Below are 14,902 nucleotides of genomic sequence, written 5' to 3' on the forward strand. Positions count from 1 at the left end.
CCCTTGCGCAAGCAAATCCTGATTTCTATCCTCAGCGCGGTAATCATTGCCGTGCTGCTGCTGGGCGTGCCCCTGGCCGCCTTCGCTGTCAATCAGCTGTGGGATTCAGCACGTGCCGATGTTGACGCGACCGCTAAACAATACGCGCTCGCCCTGGACCGCACGTCCCTGACCGGCCACTATGTGACTGACGTGACCGTGGCCAGCTGGCTTTGGCCAGGACGCGCGGCGGACACCAGGGTGGAAGTCACCACTCAAGACGGGCGCGACCTGAGCTTCGGGACTCGCCCAGTTTTCCCGCTCATCTCCAGGGTCGAGACCGCCACGGGAGCCACCCTGACGGTCATTTCTTCGTCAGACAACGCCCGTTCGCGTTCCGTGGTGTTCGTTTTGGTGACGCTTTCCGGAGTGGGGGCATCAGTCCTGGTCGGCGCGTTTATCGCGTTGCGGGCGTCTCGCCGGATTTCGGCGCCGCTCATTTACCTGTCCGCCCAAGCTGAACAGCTCGGTTCCGGCGGGGTGCGTCCCCGCGTGACCCCCTCCGGGATTGAGGAAATCGACCTGGTGCAAGACGAACTGGTTAGGGCCAGCGAAAACCTGGCGGGGCGTATCGCTGCGGAACGCCAGTTCGCTTCGGACGTGTCCCACCAGCTGCGCACCCCGCTGACGGCCCTGTCTATGCGGCTGGAAGAAATCCAGATGATCAGCAGTGAACCGGAAGTCCAGCAAGAAGCCGAACAGTGCCTGGAACAGCTCGAACGCCTGACCGGCGTGGTCGAGGACCTGAAACGCAACTCCCAGAATGCCGGCGGAGGCACCACCCAGGCGATTAACGTGGACGAATTCCTGGTGCACCAGCAAAACGAGTGGGAAAACCAGTTCCGGGCGGCGAATCGCCCGCTGGTGTTCCGCAACGAAACCGACCGTCCCGCCCTAGCCACGCCGGGCTCGCTGGGTCAAGTCATCGCCACCCTGCTGGAGAATTCGCTGAAGTACGGGGCGGGCACGACCACGGTGCGCGCCAAAATGAGCGGCAACAAGAAAGGCATGTATTTCGAGGTCAGCGACGAGGGCGCGGGGGTGGACGACGAAATCGCCCCGGATATTTTTAAGAAGGGCGTTTCGGGGCACGGTTCGACCGGTATTGGCTTGGCGCTGGCGAAACAGCTCATCGAAGCCGATGGCGGGAAACTCGAACTCATTGAGCGCCGCCCCCCGACTTTCCAGGCTTTTGTCGCCACCGTGCCGGCCTCCCTGGATCCGAACAAGGTTTTGCCCCAGGGCGCCATTATTTCTGTGTCCCACCCCAAGCGCCGGTTCTGACTTTCCCGGGCTCGTCGGCGATTTTTCCCGGTGAAGGGCGATTGCCTGGATAGGATTTTTTCGTGGACGATTTTCGGGAAGGTAACTGGCTGTTGCGTGCCGATGCCGCGGCCGGTTTGCGGGCGCTGCACAGGGCTGGGCAACAAGTGAAAATGATTTACATCGACCCGCCCTACAACACCGGAAACACTTTCGCCTACCACGACCGGCGCGCTAAGGACGAGTGGCTCGCCATGATGAGTCCGCTGTTGGCGGCGGGGCGTGAACTGCTCAGCACTGACGGTCTCATCTTTATCTCGATTGACTTTAACCAACTGTGCGAACTGAAACTCGAGATGGACCGCATTTTTGGCACCGCAAATCTGATTGGCAACTTCGTGTGGGTCTCTAACCTGAAAGGCCGCCAGTTGGGGGCTGGACCGGCCGGAACACACGAATACATCTTGACTTATTCCCGCGACGCCGCCCAGGTGGGCCAGCTCCGCGGTCGCACCGAGCTTTTGCAACAACTCATGCCCACCGTGTATCACCTGCCCCAACGCCAAGTGAAACACGATGCGCGCGGGGCTTATGTCACCAAGAACGAGCTGTACAACACGAACTCGAAGTTCAACGAGGTCACCGCCCCTTCGATGGTGTTCGACATTCACTATCACCCCCAGACCGGGGCGGTGCGCACCAGCGAGGTCGGGGCCGCTGACTCCGAACTGACAGGTGCCGGTTGGGTCAGCGCCCACCCCCACCCGAATGCGAAACCGGGACTGAAGTATCACGCTTGGCGCTGGTCGCGAGCCAAGGTGGAACGCGATTACGCTGACCTGGAATTTCAGGTTCACCGTCGGGGGGCGCACCGTAGCCTAAAGATTTATACGAAAATCCGGAATTTTCATGAAACTGCCCTAAAAGACCTGGTCATGGGCCCCTCTACGATTTCAGGGCAGCGGGAACTGCAGCGTCTGGGGCTCGGCGGACTGTTTGAAACCCCCAAGCCCACGGGACTGTTGCAAGTCCTCATCGAGGCCGCTACCAGCCCCGGCGACACGGTTCTGGATTTTTTTGCCGGCTCAGGCACCACCGGGCAGGCTGCGCACGCCACCGGGCGGCGTTTTTTCCTGATTCAACTGGAAGAGCCGTTTAGCTCGGCTACATCCGGCCCGGCTGGCGAGCAGGGGCTACACACTATCGCTGACCTGACTGCCGCCCGTCTGCGGGCTGCCGAAGTTCCGTTCCACGAACTGCGCTGTTAGCCAGCTTGGCGCGGGCGGAGGAACTCGCACCACCGCGCCACCGGGCGACGCGCTGCCTCGTGCCATCGCACCACCAGCCGTCTTGTGCCACCACCCGCACCGACCTCGACCGCACTCACCGCCCTCCACCAACCATGACCGGCCTTCACCAACCCGGCTCCCCTGAAATCCTTGAGAAACCGGGAAATTCCTGGCAAATCCGACTTGTGCTAGGCTTGGAATCCGGGAAAGTCCCGCCAAATTGCCACCCCTCAGGAAGGCTATATATATGAATTCCCCTAGCCGTAAAGGCTTCGACACCTACCTTTTAGTTTCCGGATTTGCCCTGTTCGCCATGTTTTTCGGCGCCGGCAACCTGATATTTCCGTTCCAAGTCGGCGTCAGCGGCGGGGCCAACGTAATCCCCGCGGTTATCGGTATTTTGCTGACGGGCGTACTGTTCCCGGTGGCGGGGATGATGGCGGCCTCGACGGATGCTTATGGAGCCGGGCGGATTGCGGACCGCATCGGACACATTCCGGGCCTGATTCTGACCGTAGCCGTATTCCTGTTCTGCGGGATGCTCTACGCGATGCCCCGCGTGGCGACCGTGTCTTGGGAGATGGCTGTCCGGCCTTTGACCAGCCTCGGAGCCCAGAGCGGGGAGACCGCCGCGAATCATGTCGGGCTGTTTATTTATTCGTTGATTTTCTTTGCCATCGTGCTGATTTTGCTGAATCGCCCCGACCGGATGCTCGATCGTATCGGTCAGTACCTGACCCCGGCACTGCTGATTTTGCTGCTGGTGATGATTGCCATCGCGATGTTTAAACTGCCCAGTGTCGAGACACTCCACCCTGACCCTGCCTACCAGGCTTCGCCCTTTACCGCCGGGTTGATTACCGGCTACGGCACGATGGATGCTTTGGCCTCCCTGGTGTTCGGCGTCGTTATCATTACCCAGCTGCACGCTCACGGCTACAACGAAAAGCGTTCCGTGTTCCGGGCGACGACCTTTACCGCCGGGATAGCCGGAGCGTCCCTAGCCATTGTTTACACCGGCTTGGCATTCGTGGGTACCCGCGTGGCTGACCAGGAGATTGCTAACCCGGCTGCCGGCCTGTCCCTGGCGGCGCAAATGATTTTCGGTCCGGTCGGTCAGATTTTGTTCTCGATTATCGTGTTCCTGGCCTGCTTGACCACCGCTACCGGGCTGATGGGAGCCTCGACCCAATACTTCTGCGACCTGTTCCCGAAGGTTCATCGGTCGGCCATGCTGGGGATTCACGTAGTGGTTTCCCTGCTGGTGGCCAACTTGGGCTTAGAGAATATCCTCGCCATCGTGGTGACGATTGGTTTGGCGACCTATCCCCCGGCTATCTGCCTGATTCTCATCGCCCTACTGGATTACACCATGAAGCGCCAGCTTTTCTGGACCTACCGGCTGTCCGCGTGGGTAGCCACCATCATCGGGATTTTTGAAGCCATCTCGACTTTCAAGCTGCCGGATTGGGAGAACGTCAGCGGTTGGCAGCAGGCTCTGCAAGACGTTTTGCATATCCTTCCGCTGGGCAGTGTCCAAATGGGCTGGCTGACCCCCGCTCTGGCCGGGGTCGCGGTAGGCATCGCCATCGACCTGCTCCACCCCGTTGATGTGTCGAAGCTCCCGGTTTCCCAGACTCCGACCGGGATTCCCGACCGGAACTCGGAGACGGACGACCTGCCGGTCGAGGGCTAACCTCCGGTCGCAAATCCGTAAATGCACGTTGGGCACTGCATCTGCAGTGCCCAACGGATTTAAACCAATAAAGCAAAAAAGCTAATAAACCCCTCTCTGCGACCGATAGGAAACGTGGGTGGAATTTGCCCACCCGAGGATTTCTTGATGGAAGTGGTCAGCATGGATGCTATTGGACTGAGTAATTACGCGGCGATGAACGGAATCAAGCCGCAGGCAAAGCCTTCGAATTCCGCCCCCGCACAGGAAGCGTCGGCACCAACAACCGGCCTGGGAAAGCCCATTGTGGATACGGTTGAAATTAGTTCCCCAACCCCGCAGCAATCTCCCCAAAAAGCCGTGTTCGATCCGACCGCAACCAACGGGACGTATGCTCAAAAGCACGTCTGCGGCGAGCTTGCCACTTCTTCTGCCATTGACGGCTACGATGGCTGGGCCGCCATGCTGAGGCACTGTTTTGGCATGACCGAGAATCTCGATCGCACTGACATTCCGGTTATTCCTCGCTTTAGCAGTTTGGATAGGTCGGTTGACGGCTACGGTCTCGCCGCTGGCTACATTCCCGCCAACGCTTTGACTAACGAGCAGCGCAATCTCATTGCTAATCTCTTTGTTTATGCCCATGACCACGGCATGAGTGAGGACGGCGCAGTTCATTCCCTCGCTTCGGCAATGGTTGACATCGCGACGCGAGGTTCCTGGTCGACAGGTCTGCAGGAATACGATGAAGTGGCAAGTCTCGCTCAACAGGCGGCGGATACCCGCGAGGACATTCATGGAGTTTCAAATCGGGACTACCTGGTGGATTCCATCCGTCGCTACGGATTTAACACCCGGAACAACTCCGCCAGGGATGATGCGGAAGCTTTGCAGCGCGATGAGGTCGCCCTGCGCACCTTGTCCTCAGCGGCCATGAAGGACAACCTCATCTCCGAACACGCCATAAACTGGAGCTTCGTTACGGACTGGGGCGGAGAGAACACCCGCAGCCTAGCTCATTTCCAAGACCTCGAAAAACTCGTACACGCCTATTCGCGCACGCCGAACACTGATGACGGTAAGCCTGTGGAGATGTCTCCGCTGGCTCAGCGCTACCTGAACTGGCGTAAAGGCGAGGTCGCCGCCCGGCATTCCTTGGAGGCAGAGGCGAAAGAGCCACCGAAGAAAGACCTTGTCGAGATTCGGGCTCGCAGCATGATTGACGGCGTGTTTTCTATGGACGGTGGACCGTACCGTAAGGTCCGTGACGTGGCTGAGGAAATGGTGCGCTTCTACGAAGGGCGGGTCGGAAAGTATCCGCATCTGCAAGAGGATCAGCAGCTGGAAGTGTGGAAACGCATTGTCGAAATCAAACACGAAGAAGCCAGGGCGGAAGCCAGTAACCCTCAGGCTGCTTTTGACAAGTACTCTTCACGCATTTCCGGTCTGACATCCTCGCTGAGCGGCGACCAAAAGAGCGTGCTGACCCAGATGTATAAACTCGCTGAGGAAAAGGGCGACGAGGCCTCCCTGCGGAAGGTCGACGCCCTCGCCAACGCCTTCGCTGCCAACAACACCCTGTCGATTTTGTTCACGCCCGGTAAGGACAAAGACGGAAAACCGACAACGAACCTGTTGGATATGATGCGGATTGACCCGGAGAATAAGGAGAAACCGCAGGTTCAGGCCGAAATTCTGACCAAGAAATACAACGAGGCCTTGGCTGCGATTCAAAACAGGCTGTTCAAGCCGCTAAACCCGGCTAAGCCCGAAACTAAACCCGGAATCAAGTCGCCGACTCAAGGCTAAACGAACTTAAAAACCAAGGATTCGTCATTACCGGCTCAACAGCCGTTTATGACGAATCCTTGGATTTCGGGATAAACCCGATTATCGAAGCTAAACTTACTTCAGGGTAACCTCGGCGCCGGCCTCTTCGAGGTCAGCCTTGGCCTTCTCAGCGTCTTCCTTCTTGGCGCCTTCGAGGATGGCCTTGGGAGCGCCATCAACCAGGTCCTTGGCTTCCTTCAAGCCCAGGCCGGTCAGAGCCTTGACGACCTTGATAACCGGAACCTTGGAGGCGCCAGCGTTCTCGAGCACTACGTCAAACTCGGTCTGCTCTTCGCCACCAGCGGCTTCGCCACCAGCAGCCGGAGCAGCCGCCACGGCCACCGCAGCCGGAGCAGCAGCGGTCACGTCAAAGACCTCTTCGAACTTCTTAACGAAGTCAGAGATCTCAATCAGGGTCATATCCTTGAACACGTCGATCAGTTCATCAACAGTCATTTTCGCCATTTTCGGCATCCTTTCGGTTTATCCGCCTGGTGGTTTCTGTACACCGGGCGTCGCTCTCGCGAGGGCGAGCGCATTTCTTTTTGAATCTAGGTCTAGAGTAAAGCGCCTCAGGCCGCGAGTTTTTCGCGGTAGGCGTCGATGGTACGAACCGTCTTGGAGGCGGAAGCCTGGAACAGCCCGGCAGCGCGAGTTTGCAGCGCCTTGAGCAATCCAGCGGACTTAGCCAGCAAAACTTCGCGGGATTCCAGGGAAGCGAGTTTCTTAACAGCGTCAGCATCGAGGAATTCTCCGTCCATGATGCCCGCTTTCAAAACCAGCGCCTTGTTATCTTTCGCAAAGGTATCCAAAGCCTTGGCAACGCTAACGACATCACCATCGGCCGGGACAAAGGCAATAGCGGTCGGTCCCACGAGATATTCGTCGAGACCCTCCAGCCCTGCTTCCTTCATAGCCAGCTTCGCGAGCTTGTTCTTCGCTACGGAGTAACGTACTCCTACCCCAAGCGAGGTACGCAGCTCTTTCATCTGCTTTACGGTCAGACCACGGTATTCGGTCAAAATAACAGCGGTGGAGTCCTTCGCGGATGCCGCGAGCGACTGCACATCTGTGACTTTATCAGGCCTTGCCATGAGCCCTCCTTCCGTTTTCAGCCGGCGTCACGGACTTTCGGGCAATAGAAAAGCCCCGGGCGCAAGATCCGGGGCGTACAGTTACAGTTTCCACACTCTGTGGGGTTTTATCCCTGCACAAGGTCGGTGGGTCACCGTTCGTGATTCGCTTATCGTTTCCTGCGCAGGCTCAGCTATCGCTGAATTATCCAATCGGACCGGCGGTCTTAGGCTCGTATAGACTAGCACATTGGCTCCCCGGAGCCAAATCTACGCCTTCCCTTGACCTTGCGAACGCACTAGGGGTGCAGGAGCTGTTCGATGGCGTGGCGGCGGCGGTTGAGTGTGGCGCCGGGCTGGTCGAACTTGGTGAACTGCCAGGGCGCCGCCAGGCTCATGAACGTGTTGATGGCGACTTCCGGACTGGTTTTCATTTCGTTTTGCAGCCAGGAACGAATAATTACGAAAGTGTTTTGTACCTGCTGTTCGGCAGCCATGGCAACCCAAAGGTCGCCGTTGTTTTCGCCGGAATAAGTCACGTAATCCAGAACGTAGCGGCGCAGATACTGGTGAAAGTAGTCGCTGAAATAGCCGCGGGTTCCCGACGAGGGCACGTCAAGGAAAATATGGCGGTACACCCCAGCGTGACTGGCGATGTGTTCCAACAGTTCGATATAAATCTGGCGCCAGCGCAGCAGGTAGTTTTCTCGGCTGGCGCTGAGCAGCTGACCAATAGCGGGGAAGAATTCATGAATTTCTGCCAGCAGACACTTGGCTAACAGTTCGGCGGGGCTGGAGGCGTGGGCGTAAAACGTGCCCCGAGACACGCCCGCGGCTTTTGTCAGTTCCGACACGGAGACGTCTTCCGGAGCCCGGGTGGCGCAGAGGCGCAAAATAGCGTCGTTCAGGCTGGCCCGCGCGCGGGCATAGCGCGGATCCATCGCCACTTCACCGGTCGGAAAACTCAAAGGCTCGTTTCTTGCCACAAATTTATTGTGACACAACCCGCGGACAAGCCGAAACATTAATAAAGAATTACGCAACATTCTATTGAACACGTGTCCAATAGCGTGTAATATAAATCCAGAAGCAAAGTGGCTTCATTTGAACTGCGGAAAAGGAACACTTATGGCACAACAGAGCGAAAAGACCTCGGGAATTTCCCGGCGGTCATTTTTACAATGGTCCGGTGTGGCTGCTGGAACCGCAACCTTGCTGAGCATGGAAGGCTCGCTGCCGGGCTCTTCGGCAGCCAACGCCGCCGCATCTGACGACACCAAGCTGGTGTGGTCGGCTTGTACCGTGAACTGTGGTTCGCGCTGCCCACTGCAGCTGCAGGTCAAGAACGGTCGGGTGGTGCGGGTTCTGCCTGATGACACCGGCACGAACGAACTCGGTTCACAATCCGTGCGCGCCTGCGTGCGTGGTCGCTCCATCCGGCACCGGATTTACAATCCTGACCGGCTAAAGAAGCCGCTGAAGCGCAAACCCGGCACGAAACGCGGCGCCGGTGAATGGGTGGAAATCAGCTGGGAGCAAGCCCTGGACGAAATCGCCGAAAAGATGAAAGAAATCAAGTCCAAGTACGGCAACGAAGCCTTTTACATCAACTACGGCACCGGCACCCTCGGATCTGTCGTGTCGACCTCGTGGCCCCCGGATGTGACCGCTTTTGCCCGCCTCATGAACTGCTGGGGCGGCTACCTGGATCACTATTCCGACTACTCCACCACGGAAATCACCACCGCCTACCCGTACTTTTACGGGACTTGGTTTGGATCGAACTCGCTCGATGACGCGGCGCGTTCAAAGCTGCAGGTCATGTTTGGCAACAACCCGCTGGAAACTCGCATGAGCGGGGGCGGACTGACGTTCACCACGTTGGAGACAAAAAAGGCTTCCGGGGTGCGCACCATCATCATCGACCCACGCTATTCCGAAACCGCGGTGGATTTGGCGGACGAGTGGGTGGCGTTGCGTCCGGGGACGGATGCGGCTCTCATTGCGGGCATGATTCACGTCATGCTCCAGGAAAACCTGCAAGACCAAGCGTTCTTGGATACCTATTGTGTGGGCTTTGACGAGGCCCATATGCCGCCCGGCGCTCCCGCGAATGCGTCTTACCGCGCCTACATCGAGGGGAAAAAGGACGGCATCGAAAAGACCCCTCAGTGGGCCAGCGCAGTCACTGGCGTGCCGGAACAAACTATCCGCCAGCTGGCTCGTGAAATTGCCACCGCGAAACCCTGCGCGATTACCCAGGGCTGGGGTCCGCAACGCCACGCCAACGGAGAAAATACTGCCCGCGCTATCTTCCTGCTGGCTTGCGTGACCGGCAACGTGGGTATCCCCGGTGGCGGTAACGGCGCCCGGGAATCCTCACCCGCCCTCGGGGTCGGCAAGAACCTGACCTCCTCGAAACCGAACCCGTCGATGAAGATTATCTCGGTGTTCTCGTGGCTGGACGCGATTGAGCACGGCGAAAAGATGGACACGTTCAACTCGGGCGTAATGGAAAAGCCCGAACTGGGGGTGCGCAACTTTAAAGTCCCGGTCGACGATAACGGCACTCCCACCAACACGAAGTTGGAAGTCCCCATTAAGATGGTGTGGCAATACGGCGGAAACTCGCTGGTCAACCAGACCGGAGAAAACGCCGCTTCTGTGAAAATCCTCCAGGACGAATCCAAGTGCGAACTCATTGTCGATTGCGACATTCAGATGACGGTGTCTTGCCGTTACGCCGATTACGTCCTGCCCGGCACTTCTGCCGCTGAGGAATGCGACTATCATGCTGGGGAAAACGGCGCGCCGATGGCGTACGGGATTGTTTCCTCGCAAGCCATCAAACCTCTGTATCAGTGCAAGGACGTTTACACGATTTGCACCGAACTGGCCGACCGCCTGGGCATAAAGGATGATTTCACCGAGGGCAAGACTCGCGAGGGCTGGCTGAAAGAGGCGATTGACGCCGCACGCGCTGACGACCCGGAACTGCCCACCTTTGAGGAATGGAAAAAGATGGGCGTCTACCGTCGCTACGAGGGGCCGGTTGTCTCGATGGAAGACTTCCGCACGAACCCGCAGGCCAACCCCCTGCCCACTCCCAGCGGAAAGATCGAAATCTATTCCCAGCGCATCGAACAGATGGCCACCAAGTGGACTTTTGACGACTTCCGCGAAAAGGCCGAGGGAGACCGGCTGGTGCCGCTGCCCGAATATGTTGAGACTTGGGACGGACCGGCCGCCGCCATGACCGGCAAATACCCGTTGCAATGTATCGGCCACCACTTCAAAGGCCGGACGCACTCGACGTATGGAAACGTGGATTGGCTGCGGGAGGCTCACCTGCAAACCATCTGGATCAACCCGATTGACGCCAAGGCTCGCGGAATCAAGAACGGCGACCTGGTGTTTGCCTACAACGACCGCGGCACCGTGAGGATTGAAGCGAAAGTCACTCCCCGTATTGCTCCCGGAGTCGTTTCCCTGCCTCAAGGTGCCTGGTACCATCCGGTCGACGCCTCCGAGGTGAAACCCCCGGCCGGTGCCAACCCCGATATTCCGGTGGACATTGGTGGAAACACCAACACTTTGTCCTCGCTGCGTCCCTCGCCCTTGGCGCACGGCAACGCGGTACACACCATCACCGTGGAAATTGAGAAGGCTTAGGAGGACACATCATGGCTGAAAACTTCACCAAAGCTGGCGCCAAGTACGGGTTCTATTTCAACCAGACCCGCTGCAACGGCTGCAAAGCCTGCCAGATTGCCTGTATCGACAAACACGACCTGCCGCTGGGCGTGCACTGGCGCAAAGTCGCGGAATACTCCGGGGGCACCTGGAAAGTCCAGGGCAACACCTTCCAACCGAAAGTGTTTGCCTACTATGTCTCCATCTCTTGCAACCACTGCGAATACCCGATCTGCATGGAGGTTTGCCCGACTACCGCGATGAGCCGCCGCGAGGACGGCACTGTATATGTGGACGAATCGAAGTGCGTGGGCTGCCGCTACTGCCAGTGGGCCTGCCCCTACGGCGCACCCCAGCTCAACCCGGAGACCGGCCACATGTCGAAGTGTGACCTGTGCTACGACTACCGTTCGGAGGGTAAAGACCCGGCCTGTGTCGCGGCTTGCCCCTCGCGCGCTTTGGAATGGGGACCCATCGAGGAACTTCGTAAGAAACACGGTAACCTCAACGGTATTGCCCCCCTGCCCGACCCGTCCTTGACGGAACCGCACCTGGTCATCGAAGCACACCGGGACGCGGAACCGTGGGATCAGCCCACCGGCGAAATCACCAACCCGAAGGAGATCTGAAAATGGAAGAACTCCCTATGATTCTGTTTACCGTCATCGCCCAGATGGCAATCGGGGCTTTTTGGGCTCTGGGGTTTGTCCAACTGCGAGGACGGCTCCGCAAACTGCCTGGTGAAGCCATAGACCGGGTGACCGACACGTCTCTGTTCGCGGTCGGACCGCTGCTGATTCTCGGTTTCTTCGCGGCATTTTTCCACCTAAACGACCCGTTCCACGCCCCGTTCACGCTGCTGCACGTCGGCTCCTCGTGGCTCAGCCGCGAACTGCTGAGCGGGGTGTTGTTCGGCGGTTTCGGTTTCGTTTTCGCCGCGTGCCAGTGGAATAAGTGGCTGAGCCGCACCATCCGCGATGCGCTGGCGATCCTCACCGCCCTAAGCGGCTTGGCTCTGCTGACCGCGATGAGCGGGGTGTACTGCACCGTCAGGACCATTCCGGCGTGGCACACCCCCGCGGTTCCCGTGTTCTTCTTTGCCTCGGCTCTGTTGACCGGCCCGCTCGCGGTGGCGCTGAGCCTGCTGCTGGTGTGGAAAAAGGCGCTGTCCGCTACCGAAGTTGCGACCGACGCAAAGGGGTGGCGTTCACGTCTCGCGGTCGGCCAGATTAGCGACGACCTGAAGTCGCTGGTGCACTCCGCCATGCAAATCCTCACCATCGTGAGCGCGGCCAGCGGCATCGTCATCATGATTACCTACCCGGCTTACCTTTTGGGTCTGCATCAGCAGGGCGGGGCGGCGGCGCAGGTTGCCGACGTCATCTCGGGTGGTTTCCTGACCTGCCGCCTGATTCTGTTAGGTATCGCCGTCATCGGCGCTGGCGTGTTTGCTTTCACCCAGATTCGTTTGCATTCGCAGCCCACGACCACCCTGACCGTGTTGCTGTGCGGTTCCTTACTGCTGGCTTTCATCAGCGAACTGATGGGCCGAGCCGTCCACTACGAGGGCTTGTGGCATGTAGGCTTGAATACAGTGCAAAACGTTATCGCACCCTAACCGGGGTCCAAGAGAAAACTCGGTGGCTCCCGGCGCATAACCGGGAGCCACGCTTTATGACAGAAGGAAGATACCCATGAGTCAGCGCGTCGACACCCCCTATCTCGATGCTTTTGCAGCGTCTTTTTTGGTTCTGGGCCGGCTGCACCTGGGTCACGCCACCGAGGACACCCGCCGCGACATCTACTCGCAACTCTCGGACTGGCCCTTTTGGTCTGAACCGTCCCCCCTCCCCGAACTCGCTGACCTCCAGACGGACGCCCACACCGCCCACACCCGCGGCACCGACCTGCTGCAACGCTCTTGGGAAAGTCACGAGGACGATGACACGATTCGCATGGATCAGGACTTCCTCTACGGGGTTTCGGCCAGCGCCCGAGTTTCGCCTTTCGAGTCGGTTCATGTTGGTGAGGAGCAGCTGGTTTTCGATACCGAGACGATTCAAGTCCGGCGCTATTATGCCCGCCTGGGTTTGCAGGTTCCTCGGCTGCACACCGAACCGGACGACCACCTGGGGCTGGAGTTCGCTTTTCTGTCTCAGGGCTGCCAGCAGATGATGACGGCGCTGGAACAGGGCCGGACTGAGGACTATACCCGCGTGCGCGACATCGTCACGGCTTTCACGGCCGAACACCCTTTGCGCTGGGTTCCCGCGACTTTGCGTGAGGCCGAGGCACAGGCGCAAACCGCCTGGATGCAGGGGGTCGAGGCCCTGAGCTACGCCACTTTCGCGTCTTGGTGCGTGACTCTGTCCACCCGGGAGTTGCCCGCCTCCGCGGACGTGGTGTCGGGGTTCGCAGCTCCCTACCGAGGCGTTATGCCCGGTCACAAGGGCGTTGCGGCGGGTAAGTTCGGCGATCCGGGAGTGCCGGGGGTGGCTCGTGACGCGGTGGACACTGCCGCTCCCGCTCGACACGGCGAACCTAGCGAACCCGGAAATCCTGACGACCACACTACGGAAAACCCCGCCCGATGAAAGACTCTCTGCGCGAACTGCTGCGCTTTTTGAGCGCTGGTGAAGTTCCCGAAACCCTGATTCTGGCCTGCGACCACAGCCCCCGACCGCGTGTACCCCGCCGGGCCTGCGCACTGCACTACGATGCTTGTTGGGGCGAGGCACCTTTGGGCTCGCTCGCCCAGATTCTGGCACTGGGTGTGGGGCGCATCGATTTTGTCCCCTGTTCACGAGACGGGGGCTTGAGTCGGCTGTTGCAGCTCGGCGACAAGGTTTTTCCCGGCCGCTTACGCCTGTGGGATGAACCGCATCAGGGCAGGTTTACCGGAAAATGGGTTGAGGTTTCGCGTCTCGGGGTGTCGCGCCGGTCATTCTTAGGGCTGTCCACCACGTGCGCCCTAGACTTGAACGCCAACTGGCAAGAACGCAGCGCGCAGGCTTTTGCTCTGCTGGGGGTGCGCGAGCCGCCGCCGGACCCACCACCGTCATGGACCTTGCAGGTCAGCGGCTGCAACGTCTGCGGAGTGTGCGTCGCCGCGTGTCCCCACCAGGCTTTGTCTCTCACACCTGATCCCGAGGACGCCAACCTGCTCACTCTCACCCAAGACCTGGCACGCTGCGAAGCTGACGGCACCTGCCTAAAACTGTGCCCGCCCCGCACCCTGGCGGTGCAAGGCCACCCCACTTGGGCGGAAATCCACAATGGGGCCGCCCGAACCCTGGCAGCAGTGAAAACGAAAGTCTGCCCCTCGTGTCACAACCGTTTCCCCGCCGGTACGGGCGAGCTCTGCCCCTTGTGCGCATTTAGACAAGACCACCCCTTCGGAGCAGCCCCGCCCGATATGTTCGGCGCCGGCGCTCGCCCCGGCGCGAGCGAAACGACAGGAAAACCGGGCCAGACTGAGCTTTAAATACACTTGTGGGGCCAAGGTTGCCCCTGACCCCACAATGAAGAAAGTGCTTATTCCTTAGTCGCTAAGGACAGCGGAATCGACGGACCCATCGTCGTTGAGATGACAGCCTTCGTGATGTAGCGGCCCTTGATGGTCGAGGGGCGCAGACGCTCGACTTCCTCCAGCACAGCCCGGAAGTTCTCGGCCAACTGGGCGGCCTCAAACGAGCACTTACCGACGATGAACTGCAGGTTAGCGTGCTTGTCAACGCGGAACTCGATACGCCCGCCCTTGATGTCCTTGACCGCTTTCGCCACGTCCATGGTGACGGTACCGGTCTTGGGGTTCGGCATCAGGCCGCGCGGGCCGAGCACCTTACCCAAGCGACCGACCTTGCCCATCAAGTCAGGGGTCGCCACGGCCACATCAAAGTCGGTGTAGCCTTTGGAAACTTTCTCAATGAGTTCGTCCCCACCGACCTCGTCAGCGCCCGCCGCCTCGGCGTCAGCGGCCTTATCACCTACGGCAAAAACCAGGACCCGAGCGGTTTTGCCGGTGCCGTGAGGCAGAGAAA

General features: G+C 59.3%; 13 protein-coding genes. 9 read left to right on the top strand and 4 right to left on the bottom strand.

The genetic code is table 11. The features are described 5' to 3' along the window. Positions 1 to 3: 3 nt before the first annotated feature. The 4 genes from Q0X47_RS02905 (at position 4) to Q0X47_RS02920 (ending at position 6,075) form a co-directional block, all read left to right on the top strand. The gene (locus tag Q0X47_RS02905; protein ID WP_297722707.1) at positions 4 to 1,323 is read left to right on the top strand and encodes a HAMP domain-containing sensor histidine kinase; all 1,320 of its coding nucleotides are present in this window, start codon (positions 4 to 6) and stop codon (positions 1,321 to 1,323) included. Positions 1,324 to 1,385: 62 nt separating this feature from the next. Next, positions 1,386 to 2,570 carry a site-specific DNA-methyltransferase gene (locus tag Q0X47_RS02910; RefSeq protein ID WP_297722710.1) on the top strand — a complete coding sequence of 395 codons (1,185 nt, stop codon included), beginning with the start codon at positions 1,386 to 1,388 and terminating at the stop codon, positions 2,568 to 2,570. A 268-nt stretch (positions 2,571 to 2,838) separates the two neighbouring features. Beyond that, the gene (gene brnQ, locus Q0X47_RS02915) at positions 2,839 to 4,287 is read left to right on the top strand and encodes a branched-chain amino acid transport system II carrier protein (RefSeq protein WP_297722713.1); all 1,449 of its coding nucleotides are present in this window, start codon (positions 2,839 to 2,841) and stop codon (positions 4,285 to 4,287) included. Positions 4,288 to 4,434: 147 nt separating this feature from the next. Beyond that, positions 4,435 to 6,075 (top strand): hypothetical protein, encoded by a 1,641-nt coding sequence (locus Q0X47_RS02920; protein ID WP_297722715.1) that lies wholly within the window; start codon positions 4,435 to 4,437, stop codon positions 6,073 to 6,075. A 96-nt stretch (positions 6,076 to 6,171) separates the two neighbouring features. On the opposite strand, the gene rplL is transcribed toward Q0X47_RS02920, so the two are convergent. The 3 genes from rplL to Q0X47_RS02935 all read right to left on the bottom strand — a co-directional run bounded on the left by rplL (position 6,172) and on the right by Q0X47_RS02935 (position 8,137). After that, positions 6,172 to 6,561, bottom strand: a complete 390-nt coding sequence (gene rplL / locus Q0X47_RS02925; protein WP_297722717.1) for a 50S ribosomal protein L7/L12 — start codon at positions 6,559 to 6,561, stop codon at positions 6,172 to 6,174. Between the two features lie 107 nt (positions 6,562 to 6,668). Beyond that, entirely contained in the window at positions 6,669 to 7,190 is a 522-nt protein-coding gene (gene rplJ / locus Q0X47_RS02930) for a 50S ribosomal protein L10 (RefSeq protein ID WP_297722719.1), read from the bottom strand. A 278-nt stretch (positions 7,191 to 7,468) separates the two neighbouring features. After that, the gene (locus tag Q0X47_RS02935; RefSeq protein ID WP_297722721.1) at positions 7,469 to 8,137 is read right to left on the bottom strand and encodes a TetR/AcrR family transcriptional regulator; all 669 of its coding nucleotides are present in this window, start codon (positions 8,135 to 8,137) and stop codon (positions 7,469 to 7,471) included. 160 nt (positions 8,138 to 8,297) lie between these two features. Here Q0X47_RS02935 and Q0X47_RS02940 point away from each other — a divergent pair, with 160 nt between their 5' ends. The 5 genes from Q0X47_RS02940 to Q0X47_RS02960 all read left to right on the top strand — a co-directional run bounded on the left by Q0X47_RS02940 (position 8,298) and on the right by Q0X47_RS02960 (position 14,346). After that, entirely contained in the window at positions 8,298 to 10,841 is a 2,544-nt protein-coding gene (locus tag Q0X47_RS02940) for a DMSO/selenate family reductase complex A subunit (RefSeq protein ID WP_297722723.1), read from the top strand. 11 nt (positions 10,842 to 10,852) lie between these two features. Further along, positions 10,853 to 11,491 carry a DMSO/selenate family reductase complex B subunit gene (locus Q0X47_RS02945; RefSeq protein ID WP_297722725.1) on the top strand — a complete coding sequence of 213 codons (639 nt, stop codon included), beginning with the start codon at positions 10,853 to 10,855 and terminating at the stop codon, positions 11,489 to 11,491. Between the two features lie 2 nt (positions 11,492 to 11,493). Beyond that, positions 11,494 to 12,480, top strand: coding sequence for a DmsC/YnfH family molybdoenzyme membrane anchor subunit (locus Q0X47_RS02950; protein ID WP_297722727.1), 987 nt, complete (start codon positions 11,494 to 11,496; stop codon positions 12,478 to 12,480). A 76-nt stretch (positions 12,481 to 12,556) separates the two neighbouring features. Next, the gene (locus Q0X47_RS02955; protein ID WP_297722729.1) at positions 12,557 to 13,456 is read left to right on the top strand and encodes a molecular chaperone; all 900 of its coding nucleotides are present in this window, start codon (positions 12,557 to 12,559) and stop codon (positions 13,454 to 13,456) included. Beyond that, positions 13,453 to 14,346, top strand: coding sequence for a 4Fe-4S dicluster domain-containing protein (locus tag Q0X47_RS02960; protein WP_297722731.1), 894 nt, complete (start codon positions 13,453 to 13,455; stop codon positions 14,344 to 14,346). The genes Q0X47_RS02955 and Q0X47_RS02960 overlap by 4 nt, the downstream gene beginning before the upstream one ends. 50 nt (positions 14,347 to 14,396) lie before the next feature. Here Q0X47_RS02960 and rplA read toward each other — a convergent pair. After that, positions 14,397 to 14,902 (bottom strand): 50S ribosomal protein L1 (gene rplA / locus Q0X47_RS02965; RefSeq protein WP_297722733.1); only part of this gene is annotated, 506 nt, incomplete at its 5' end.

The organism is uncultured Mobiluncus sp., from assembly GCF_947254095.1.
GTDB lineage: Bacteria > Actinomycetota > Actinomycetes > Actinomycetales > Actinomycetaceae > Mobiluncus.